Annotated in this window: 9 protein-coding genes; 5 read left to right on the forward strand and 4 right to left on the reverse strand. The window is 69.8% G+C overall.

Annotation, left to right across the window (positions count from 1 at the left end; genetic code table 11):
• Positions 1-44: 44 nt before the first annotated feature.
• Together HPO96_RS09480 and HPO96_RS09485 are read right to left on the reverse strand one after the other, a co-directional pair.
• Complete coding sequence (locus tag HPO96_RS09480) at positions 45-1,115, reverse strand: ornithine cyclodeaminase family protein (RefSeq protein ID WP_171672977.1); 1,071 nt, start codon at positions 1,113-1,115, stop codon at positions 45-47.
• 31 nt (positions 1,116-1,146) lie between these two features.
• On the reverse strand, positions 1,147-2,754 hold the full coding sequence (locus HPO96_RS09485) for a (2,3-dihydroxybenzoyl)adenylate synthase (RefSeq protein ID WP_202885773.1): 1,608 nt from the start codon (positions 2,752-2,754) through the stop codon (positions 1,147-1,149).
• Positions 2,755-2,969: 215 nt separating this feature from the next.
• Between HPO96_RS09485 and HPO96_RS09490 the strand changes: the two genes are divergently transcribed.
• Complete coding sequence (locus HPO96_RS09490; protein ID WP_171672978.1) at positions 2,970-4,694, forward strand: non-ribosomal peptide synthetase; 1,725 nt, start codon at positions 2,970-2,972, stop codon at positions 4,692-4,694.
• Between the two features lie 15 nt (positions 4,695-4,709).
• On the opposite strand, the gene HPO96_RS09495 is transcribed toward HPO96_RS09490, so the two are convergent.
• Positions 4,710-5,906, reverse strand: coding sequence for a cytochrome P450 (locus HPO96_RS09495; RefSeq protein WP_171672979.1), 1,197 nt, complete (start codon positions 5,904-5,906; stop codon positions 4,710-4,712).
• Positions 5,907-6,093: 187 nt separating this feature from the next.
• Between HPO96_RS09495 and HPO96_RS37575 the strand changes: the two genes are divergently transcribed.
• The 4 genes from HPO96_RS37575 (at position 6,094) to HPO96_RS09510 (ending at position 9,613) form a co-directional block, all read left to right on the forward strand.
• Positions 6,094-6,855, forward strand: a complete 762-nt coding sequence (locus HPO96_RS37575; RefSeq protein WP_202885774.1) for a thioesterase II family protein — start codon at positions 6,094-6,096, stop codon at positions 6,853-6,855.
• Complete coding sequence (locus HPO96_RS09500; protein ID WP_202885775.1) at positions 6,852-7,598, forward strand: glucose 1-dehydrogenase; 747 nt, start codon at positions 6,852-6,854, stop codon at positions 7,596-7,598. The genes HPO96_RS37575 and HPO96_RS09500 overlap by 4 nt, the downstream gene beginning before the upstream one ends.
• A gap of 63 nt (positions 7,599-7,661) precedes the next feature.
• Positions 7,662-8,891, forward strand: a complete 1,230-nt coding sequence (locus HPO96_RS09505) for a pyridoxal phosphate-dependent aminotransferase (protein WP_171672981.1) — start codon at positions 7,662-7,664, stop codon at positions 8,889-8,891.
• 5 nt (positions 8,892-8,896) lie between these two features.
• On the forward strand, positions 8,897-9,613 hold the full coding sequence (locus HPO96_RS09510) for a tryptophan 2,3-dioxygenase family protein (RefSeq protein ID WP_171672982.1): 717 nt from the start codon (positions 8,897-8,899) through the stop codon (positions 9,611-9,613).
• A 56-nt stretch (positions 9,614-9,669) separates the two neighbouring features.
• Here HPO96_RS09510 and HPO96_RS39580 read toward each other — a convergent pair whose 3' ends face one another.
• The gene (locus HPO96_RS39580) at positions 9,670-10,149 is read right to left on the reverse strand and encodes a winged helix-turn-helix domain-containing protein (protein ID WP_202885776.1); all 480 of its coding nucleotides are present in this window, start codon (positions 10,147-10,149) and stop codon (positions 9,670-9,672) included.
• Positions 10,150-10,564: the final 415 nt, after the last annotated feature.

The following is a 10,564-nucleotide window of genomic DNA, read 5'->3' on the forward strand; positions in this document are numbered from 1 at the left end:
CTCCGGACGGGTGGGTGGCCGGCCCGCGGGCCGGCCACCGGGGGTCAGAAACTCAGCTGGGCGGTCGGGGTGGGGACGTGGCCGGGCAGCGAGTACGGATCCAGGACGTCGTCCGGGTGGCACTCGATCGCGATCTTGGTGCCGAGGCCGAGCTCTTCGGCGGCCGACATCAGGACGTCGAGGGCGAGGTGGTCCTCGAAGGCGACGCCGGTGGAGTCGAAGACGGTGAGGCTCTCGCGGTGGTGCGCCCATTCTTCGGGGTGTGCGCACAGGTAGGCGAGCGACGGCCCGATCTCGTCCTCGGCCAGCTGCTGGCACTCGCCTTCGTTCCGGGCCTGTTCGCGGTGGTCGACGCAGACGAGCGCCCGGCGCAGCAGGCTGGCCGGCAGTTCGGTCTTGCCGATCTCGTCGGCGCCGATCGAGTTGATGTGCAGGTGCGGTTTGTGGGCGCCGTCCGGGAAGACCGGTCCGGCGCCGACCGGTACGGACGTCGCCGTACAGATCACGTCGGACTCGGCCAGGATCTGCTCGGGCGCCGCCTGCTCGATCTCCAGGCCGAGGAACGCGGCCCGGGCCAGGAAGCTCTTGGCGTGCAAGGGTTCGGTGTCGAAGACCAGCACCCGCTCGATGTCCAGCACCTGGCTGAGCCCGTGCAGCTGGGTGACCGCCTGCGCGCCGGTCCCGATCAGGCCGACCACCCGTGCGTCGGGGTGCGCGAGGCGGCGGGTCGCGACGGCGCTCGCGGCGCCGGTGCGGAGCGCGGTGAGCAGGACGCCGTCGGTGAGCGCGATCAGGCGGCCGGTGTTGTCGTCGATCCGCGTCACCGTCCCGAGGATTGTCGGCAGATGGTGGTCGTCGACGTTGCGCGGGCTGTAGGAGACGGTCTTCACCGTGACGCCGAGCCCGGGCTCGCGATGCGGCATCGTCTCGATGACGCCGGGGATCGCGCCGCTCCGGGTGAATCCGGTGCGCATCGGGGACTCGGTGAGCCGGCCGTGACCGAGATCGGTGAAACCCGCCTCGAGCGTCTCGATCAGACGCCGGAGCAGCGCGTCCCGGCCGACGACGTTGAGCAGCCGCACCATGTCGTCCTGGCAGAGCAGCCAGGTGTCCATCAAGATCACTTCCTCTGGTTGGTGTCGAAGGTCAGGAGGCGCGGTCGGCGACGAGGGCGCGCAGGGCGACCTTGTCCGCTTTGCCCACCGGGGTGCGGGGCAGCTCGGCGACCGGCACGAGTTTGTCCGGGATCTTGTAGGTGGCCAGGCCGCGCTCGCGCAGGAACGCCTTCAGCGCCGGCAGGCTGGTGCTGTCGTCGCGCAGGACGACGAACGCGTACGTCCGCTCGCCCAGCACGGCGTCCTCGACGCCGATCACGGCCGCGTCCCGGACACCGGGATGCGCGACCAGCTGCTCCTCGACGTCCTCGGCCGGGACCTTGTCGCCGGCCCGGTTGATGACGTCCTTGAGCCGGCCGACGACCACGATGTTGCCGTCCGGGCCGCGCCGGACCAGATCGCCGGTCCGGAAGAAGCCGTCCGGGGTGAAGGCCGCGGCGTTCTGCTGCTCGGCGCGGTAGTAGCCCCGGATCGTGTACGGCCCGCGGGTCAGCAGCTCGCCGTCGACGCCGTCGCCGACCTCCTGGCCGTGCTCGTCGGCGACGCGGATCTCGTCGTCGGCCGCCATCGCCCGGCCCTCGGTGTTCAGGGTCACCTCGTCCGGGTCGTCGAGCCGGGTGTAGGTGAGCAGCCCCTCGCCGATCCCGAACCACTGGCTCAGGTCGCAGTTCAGGAACTTGCGCGCCTCCTCGGCCTGCCCCGGCGTCAGCTTCGAGCTGCCGATCTGCAGGTGGACGCCGGCCAGATCCACCGGCGTCCGCTGCGCGTGGTCGATCCAGAGCCGAACTGTCGCGGGCACGAGCGTCGTGAACGTGACGCCTTCGGCGGCGATCAGCGCGAGCTGCTCGGCCGGCCGCGGCGTCGACGTGAGCACAACCTTGCCCCCGGCAAGCATCGTGCCGAACAGTCCAGGGCAGCCGAGCGCCGAGTTGTGCGCCACCGGATTGACCGCGAGGTACGTCGAATCGCCGTCGACCCGTAGCGCCTCCGCGCTGGCGCGCAGGTTGTACGCGTAGTCGTCATGCGTCCTGGGGATCAGCTTCGGCAGCCCCGTCGTCCCGCCGGACAGCAGGAACAACGCCGGCTCGGACGGATCGACCACCGGGTACTCGATCGCCGGCGCCGCCGCGTCGAGCTCGTCCGCGATCACCAGCTGCTCGAGACCGGCAACGTGCTGCTGCACTTCGCGGCCGAGCTCCCGGTAGTCGAACCCCCGGAACTCACTCAGGACGACGAGTGCCCGCGCGCCGGAGTGCCCGCAGAGATGGACCAGCTCGTGTTTGCGATGCCCGGGCAGCGCCATCACCGGGATGGCGCCGAGCCGGAACAGCGCGAAGACGACCGCGGCGAACTCGGGGACGTTCGGCAGCTGGACGACGACCCGGTCCAGCGGCCGGATCCCGAGCTGGGCGAAGTGCCGAGCGGCCTGGTCGGCGCGCGCGGCCACCTCGGCGTACGTCAGCCGTTCATCACCACAGACGACGGCGGTCTTGCCGGCGTACGTCGCACAAGCGTCCACCAGGAGGTCGCCGAGCGACCGTCCCTGCCAGTAGCCCTGGCGGCGGTACTGCTCGGCGACGTCGTCGGGCCAGGGAACGCAGCCTTCGAGCATCTCGACTCCCGGGTCGGCAGAGGTCAACGGTCTTCACGGTCGGGCATCGGTCGCGGGTCCGCCAACCGCCCTGACAGAGACGCGACAGGACTAGGGCGTGTCTCCTGGCCGAACGCCCTTGCGGCCCTGTCCGGTTTCTTTCAGCGCGGTGGTCGCCCGCGGCCGCGGTTCCTACGATCCGTGCAGGTGAGGTGTCCGATCCGCGCTGCCCCAGGAGTTGAGCCTTGTCCACGGTTCCGGAGATGTTCGAGTCGACAGTTACCCGCTTTCCCGACGCGACCGCCCTGGTCTTCGGCGATCGCGCGACCGGCTACGCCGAGCTCAACGCGCGGGCGAACCAGCTGGCCCGGCGATTCGTTGCCCTGGGCATCGGCCCCGACACGCTGGTCGCGGTGGCGGTGCCGCGATCGGACGAGCTGATCACGGTTCTCCTCGCCGTCCTGAAGGCCGGCGGCGCCTACCTGCCGCTGGATCCGACGTACCCGGCCGATCGGCTGGCCTACATGATCGCGGACGCCGAACCGGTGCTGTTCGTCCGGTCCAGCGAGGTCGGCCTGCGGGCCGATGGCACCCCCGAGTACGTCGTCGATCAGCCAGAGCTGCAGGCGGAGCGAGCGCGCGAAGCAACCGAGGACCTGACCGACGCAGACCGGCTGGCCCCACTCGACGCGGCGCATCTGATGTACGTGATCTACACCTCCGGCTCGACCGGTACGCCGAAGGGTGTCGCCGTGCCGCACGCCGGGGTAGCCGACATGATCGCCACGCACGCCGAGCGGATCGGCCCCGGCCCCGGCGATCGCGTGCTGCAGTGGGCGTCGATCAGCTTCGACGCCGCGTTCTGGGACATCACGCTCGCCCTGCTGTCCGGCGCGACCCTCGTCATGGCCTCGGCGGACGACGTCCTGCCCGGTGACCCGCTGCACGAGACGCTGCGCCGCCACGAGATCACCCACGCGACCCTCCCGCCGGTCGCGTTGAGCGTTACCGATTCCGAAGGCGTCCTGGTGAACGGCACGGTGATGTCCACCGGCGACGCCTGTACGCCGACGCTCGTGCGAAAGTGGGCGCCCGGACGCCGCTTGTTCAACGGCTACGGCCCGACCGAGGTCACCGTCGGCTCCACCTTCAGCGGCCCGGTCGCGCCGGACGACGACGAGATCACGATCGGCATCGAGTGGACCGGCGAGCGCGTCCAGGTGCTGGACGACCGGCTCGACGTCACCGGGGGTGAGGGTGAGCTCTATCTGTCCGGCCCGGGGATCGCCAGGGGTTACCTCAACCGTCCCGGCCTGACCGCCGTGCGCTTCGTCCCCGACCCGCAGGGCGAGCCCGGCAGCCGGATGTACCGCTCGGGCGATCGGGGCTCGCGACGCAGTGATGGGGAGCTGCTGTTCGCGGGCCGTGCCGACGCCCAGGTGAAGGTGCGCGGTTTCCGGGTCGAGCTCGGCGAGGTCGAGGCCGCGCTGACCGCGCACCCCGGCGTCGGGCTCGCGGTCGCGACCGTCGAGGGCGACCTGGCCGACGCGCGCGTCGTCGCCTTCGTCACGCCGGCCGCCGGTCAGGAGGTGGCGCCGCAGGAGTTGCGCCAGTACGTCGGCCGCTCGTTGCCCGAGCACATGGTGCCCTCGATGGTCACGGTCCTGGAGCACTTCCCGACGACGTCGAACGGCAAGATCGACCGCGCCGCCCTGCGCACCCCGGCCGCCACTGCGACGGCCGGCCACACCGGCTGGCACGAGGGGATGTCGTACGACGACGCGCTCTGCGCGATGGTCGCCGAGCTGCTCGGCGTACCGGTCGTCACTCCGGATCAGAACTTCTTCGAGATCGGCGGCCACTCGGTCCTCGCGACCAAGCTGGCCGGGCGGATCCGGCAGGATCTCGGCGTCAAGGTCCCGATCCGGTCGCTGTTCGAGTCGACCAGCCTGTCCGAGCTGGCGCGGGCGGTCGAGAAGGCCGCCTGAGCCGCGGCGGCCTGCTCACCGGAACACGGTGGGCAGGCTGCTGTAGCCGAACAGGAAGTTCGAGTAGATCCGCGGCGGCACGCCGTCCAGCTCGATCTCCCGGACCGACGTCACGAGCGCGGCCAGCAGCGCGCGCAGCTCGGCCCGGCCGAGGAAGGCGCCGACACAGAAGTGGGGGCCGTGCCCGAAGGTCAGGTGCTTGTTGTGGTCCCGGCTGAGGTCGAAGCGGCGCGGGTCGTCGAAGACCGCCGGGTCGTCGTTCGCGGAGGTGTTCCACAACGTCACGATGTCGCCGGCCCGCACCTGCTGACCGGCGATCTCCAGGTCGACCAGGGCGGTCCGCGCGAAGTGCATCGCCGGGGTGACCCAGCGCAGTACCTCCTCGACGGCGCTGTCGAGCGAAACCTCCCCGGAGCGCAGCGCGGCCCACTGGGCAGGGTTCTCGGACAGCGCCTTGACCGCCCCGATCGCCGACATCCGCGACGACTCGTCGCCGCCGAGGATCAGGCTGTAGCAGTTCAGCGCGATCTCCTCGTCGGTGAGCGGCACGCCGTCGATCTCCGCGGTGGCGATCATCGTGATCACGTCGTCGCCGGGGTTGTCCCGCCGGTACTTCGCGAGGTCCATGAAGTAGGCGACGATGTCGTTGCGGGCGATCAGCGAGTCCAGCTCGTCGGCCTCTTCGCTGTCCGCGGACAGCGCGAGTTTGTTCCAGGCCAGCAGATCGGCCCGGTCGCCGTCCGGGATCGAGAGCAGGTCGCAGATCGTCGTCATCGGGATGTGCTCGGCGACCTCGGTCGCGAAATCGAACGACCCGAGCTCGACGACCCCGGCGACCAACGTGGCCGCCTGCTCCTGGACCCGTTCGACGACGGGGCCGAGGACCCGCGGCGAGAACGCCCGCAGCATCAGCGTGCGCAACTTCTGGTGCCGCGGCCGGTCGGTGACCGCCAGCATCTTGCCGCTCGCGGAGTCGTTGCCATGCAGCAGTACGTCGAGCACTGTCCCGCGCGCGGAGCTGAGCTGCTTGGCGTTGCCGTACGCCGCCTGCACGTCGGCGAAGCCGGTGACCACCCAGAACCCGGGCAGGTCGCCGGGGGAGTCGTGCCAGTGGATCGGGTGCGCGGGCCGGATCCGGTCCCAGTAGTCCCTGGGGTCGTGCCGGACGAACGTCGCGGGGTCGGTGAGCTCGAGGAACTCGGCGGCACTCATCAAACGGCTCCTTCGGCCGGCTGCGGACGCGGGCAACCGCCAGCCTGGCTTGGCGATGCGGCGCCGCGGAGGTGTCTTGCGTACTTCTTTCACTCCCTGTCCGCGAGCCGAAAGATTCTGGTCGCGGGCCGCCGGTCGGGTGCGACGCTCGACATCCGAGGTACTGCTCGAGTGCGAGGTGGAGGTCATGATCCGTACCGCAGGTCGAGGCTGGCTACGGCGGTCGGCCACGGTCCCCAGACCGGCCGGACGCCTCGTGTGTTTCCCGCACGCCGGGGGATCGGCAGCGAGTTACGCCGTCTTCGGTCCGCTCCTGCCGCCGCGGACCGAGCTGGCCGTCGTGCAGTACCCGGGCCGCGGCGACCGCTTCGCCGAACCCTTCGAGGACGACGTTCGCCGGATGGCCGCGGCGGTCAGCGCGGAGTTGCTCGCCTTGGAGCCGGCGCCGCTGACCCTGTTCGGTCACAGCCTCGGCGCGCTGGTCGCGTACGAAACCGCGTTGCTCCTGCAGCAGAACGACGTCCCCCTCGCGCGGTTGGCCGTCTCGGCCTCGCCGCCACCGCGACTTGCCGGTGGCGGAGACACGCACCTGCGGGACGACGACGAGCTGTGGAAGATCGTCTGCGGGTTCGGCGGCGTCGAGCCGGAGATCGCCGCCGACGAGGACCTGCGCGGCGTCCTGCTGCCCATCCTGCGCTCCGACGTCCGAGCCAACGAGCTGTACGAGCCGCCGGGCGACCCGAACGCGCTCGACTGTCCGGTCCGCTGCTACCACGGCATCGGCGACCCGCTGATCGACGAGAGCCAGCTCCCCGAATGGGCCGAGGTCAGCACCGGGCCCTTCGCCCTCCAACGGCGTCCAGGCGGTCACTTCCACATCTACGCCGAGCCCGGTGTGCTGATCGGCGACATCTTGGACGCCGCCGCGCCCCGACGGGCGGTGTCGTGAGCCTCGCGGGCCGGTCGGTCGTCGTGACCGGCGCCGGCTCCGGGATCGGGCGGGCGATCGCCGTCCAGCTCGCCGCGCAGGGTGCGCTGGTCACCGTCGTCGGCCGCCGTGAGACAGCGCTGAAGGAAACCGTCGCGCAGCTCGACGCCGAGGTCGAGATCGTGGCCGCCGACCTCTGTACGCCGGACAGCGCCGACCGGATCATCGACGCGGCCATCGACCGGTTCGGCCGCGTCGACGGGCTGGTGAACAACGCCGGGCTGGCGCGGTTCGGCCGGATCGACGAGGTCGACGTCGCGGATCTGGATGCCCTGTTGGCGGTGAACGTCCGCGGCCCGGCGCAGCTGATCAAGGCCGCGCTGCCGCACCTGCGCTCGGTCCGGGGCTCGATCGTCAACGTCACGTCGGTGGCGGGCGCGCTGTCGATGCCCGGTCGCTCGTACTACGGCGCGAGCAAGGCCGCGATGAACAGCCTGACCCGCTCGCTGGCCCGTGAGCTGGCGCCGGACGTCCGCGTGAACGCCGTCCTGCCGGGCCCGGTCGACACGCCGATGTGGCAGGACCTTGGGTTGTCGCCGATGCAGACCGAGCTGCTGCGCCGCGACATGGTCGCCGGGACGCCGATGGGCCGCTTCGGCGAAGAGGACGAGATCGCGCGCTGGGTGGCTTGTCTCCTGGACCCGGACTTCGCGGGCTGGATCACCGGGGTGCTCCTCCCGGTGGACGGGGGCCGCACCACGTAGCCGGCCATCGACCACCCACTGACTTGACCGTGCAGCTTGACCACGATTTGGGGACCAGAAGCGATGAGTCATTCACCTGTTGCCAGAGCCATTCCGTCGTCGTCGTTGCACGAGATCTTCCGTGCCGCCGACGTCCGGGAGCAGTCCACCGGTACACCGGTGATCAGGCTGCACGTCGGCGAGCCGTACTTCACGCCGCCGCCGGAGGTCGCCGATGCGATCGCCGAAGCGCAGCGCGCCGGGCGGACGTCGTACACCGATGTCGAGGGGCTGCCCGAGCTCCGGCGCGCGCTGGCCGCGAAACTCGAACTGGAGAACGGGATCGAGACGCCGATCTCGCGGATCTTCGTCACCCCGGGCTCCTGCCAGGGCCTGCAGGCGCTGCTGTTCTCGATGGCCGAGCCCGGCACCGAGATCCTGTTGCCCGACCTGCATTGGCCGATCCATGTCCAGCAGAGCCTGATCGCCGGTCTGCGGCCGGTGTTCTACGGGCTCGACGAGCACTACTTCCCCGACCTGGACTCGATTGCCGAGGTGTCCGGCCCGGCCTCGCGCATCCTGCTGGTGAACTCACCGGCCAATCCGACCGGCGCGGTGCTGGATGCCGAGCGGCTGCAAGGCCTGCTCGATCTGGCCCGCGAGCGCGGCTGGCAGGTCATCAGCGACGAGGCCTATGAGCATTTCGTCTACGAGGGCAACCACCTGTCACTGGCCGCCCGCGAACGTGACCTGCCGGCCGAGCAGCGGATCGTGCACAGCGTGTTCACGTTCTCCAAGAGCCTGGCGATGACCGGTTACCGGCTCGGGTACGTCGTCACGGCGAACGACGCCGCGGCGTCCGGGATCCGCGTCGTCCAGGAAGCCGGCATCATCGCGCCGCCGACGCCGGTGCAGTACGGCGGCATCGCGGCTCTGCAGATGACCGGGACTGCTGAGGTCAACCGCAAACTGGTGCAGCAGAACCGGGACGCCGTCCTGCCGGCGCTGCGCGACGCGGGTCTGCTCCGCGAGCTGCCGGCCGGCGGCTGGTACGCGATGCTCGACGTCAGCAAGGCGGGCCTGAGCGCCGAGGACTTCGCGGCCCGGCTGCTGGAGGAGCGCGGCGTCGCCGTCGTCGCGGGCTCCGGGTTCGGGCTGCGGCCGCAGCTCGACAAGCACGGCGGACTGACCGCGATGGAGACCGATCCGAACGCCGGCAAGCTGGTCCGGATCGCGTTCTGCGTCGACCCGAAGGTGCTGCAATCGGGCGTCGACGCGCTGCTCGAATTCGGCCGCGACCGGAATGCCTGGTGACGCCCGTGAGCCAGCTCAACTACGCGAGCTACCTGCAGCTCGATCAGTTGCTGTCGATGCAGGAGCCGCGGACGTCGAACACCGCTCCGCGCGAGGTCGTCCTCGCCGAGCACTTCTTCATCGTCGCGCACCAGGCCTCGGAGATCTGGCTGAAGCAGATCATCGCCGACCTGCTGGCGGCGACCGACGCGCTGCGCCCCGACTACGGCAATCCCGACGCGAACCTGAGCGTCGAGTACCTGGACCGGGCGGGCCGGCTGATCGGGCTGCTGCACGACCAGCTGGTCGCGCTGGAGAAGATGCCGCTGCGGCATTTCGCGGATTTCCGTCCGCATCTGGGCACCGCGAGTGGCGCCCAGTCGCAGCAGTTCCACCAGCTGGACGATCTGCTCGGCAATGACGAGCGGCCGGACGGTCTGTACGCCGCGTTCGACGCCTACGCCACCGCCCAGGGGATGTCGGTCGCCGCGGTCTGCCGGATCGGGTCGAGCACCGGAGTCCTGCACCGGATCGCCGAGAGTCTGGTCGAGATCGGGAACGGATTCTGGCGCTGGAAGATCGCGCACCTGACGATGATCTCCGCCCTGCTCGGCGACCAGCCGGGGACGGCGGGCAGCTCGGGCGCCGGCTACATCGCCAGCCGCATCCGGCTGCCGTTCCCGCGGCTCCGGCTGCTCCGCGGCGAGGTCCACGAAGCGCTGGTGCCGACGCCGACCCGCTGACCGACCGGGGGGACCATGGTCCGCGAATTACTCCATGGTCCCCGTCGTCGCGTCAGCTACGCGTCGGGCGCTTCGAGCACATAGCCCTGGCCCCAGGCCGTCCTGATCGCCAGGTTCACGCCTTCCAGCCGGCGCCGCAGTCTCATGATGTGCAGGTCGAGCGAGTTCCGGGTCGGCGCCGCCGACTCGTTCAGCCGCTCGGCCAGCTCGTCACGTGAGACCACTTCACCGAAACGTTCGACGAACAGCTCCATCAGCTTGATCTGCGCCGAGGAGATGGTGACCAGCTGGTCGTCGAAATACAACGTGCCCACCGAATCCAGCCGGGGTACGCGCGAGCCGTACACCCTGGTGAGCAGCGCCTCGACCCGAGCGTCGAAATCGGGGCGCGAAACGGGCGGGCGGACCCAGTCCTCCCGAGGGTCGCTGCAGACCGGCGGTTCGACCCCGGCCTCCACGACCAGCAGACACGGGATTCCCTCGTCCTTGCACTGCGACCGAACCTCCTCCTCGATCGGCCAGCGGACGAGTTTCACCGCGGTTCTCGAATGATTGGGCAAAGCATCCCCCAAAGTTCAACGATACGGATGTCTTTCCGGGCGGTCCGTACTTGACCTGAGTGGTATGTGTCCAGATCAAATGTTTGACTCCGAGTTTTCAAATGCTTGAAACAGGTAATCTGGAATGGGCTCGTTGCCGGTGTCACTGGCACCCCGGTGCCAGTTCGGGCGCGGTCCCCCAGACCGTTGCCAAGAGCAAATGATGCTCTGTCCCACAGGCGCTGAAGCCTGATTGAACAGCAGGTGCGTCGGTGATCCCCTTCCCCGTGGACGACGGAACGATGGTCCGAAAACGATCATGCCTTATCGTTCAAGCCCGTTGCAGGGGGTCCGCGCGTCGATGGATGTGTGGGAATGTCAAGGATTGTCAATTTGGTTTGATCAAATCCCC

The sequence above is a fragment of the Kribbella sandramycini genome (assembly GCF_013131805.1).
GTDB classification, from domain to species: Bacteria; Actinomycetota; Actinomycetes; order Propionibacteriales; family Kribbellaceae; genus Kribbella; species Kribbella sandramycini.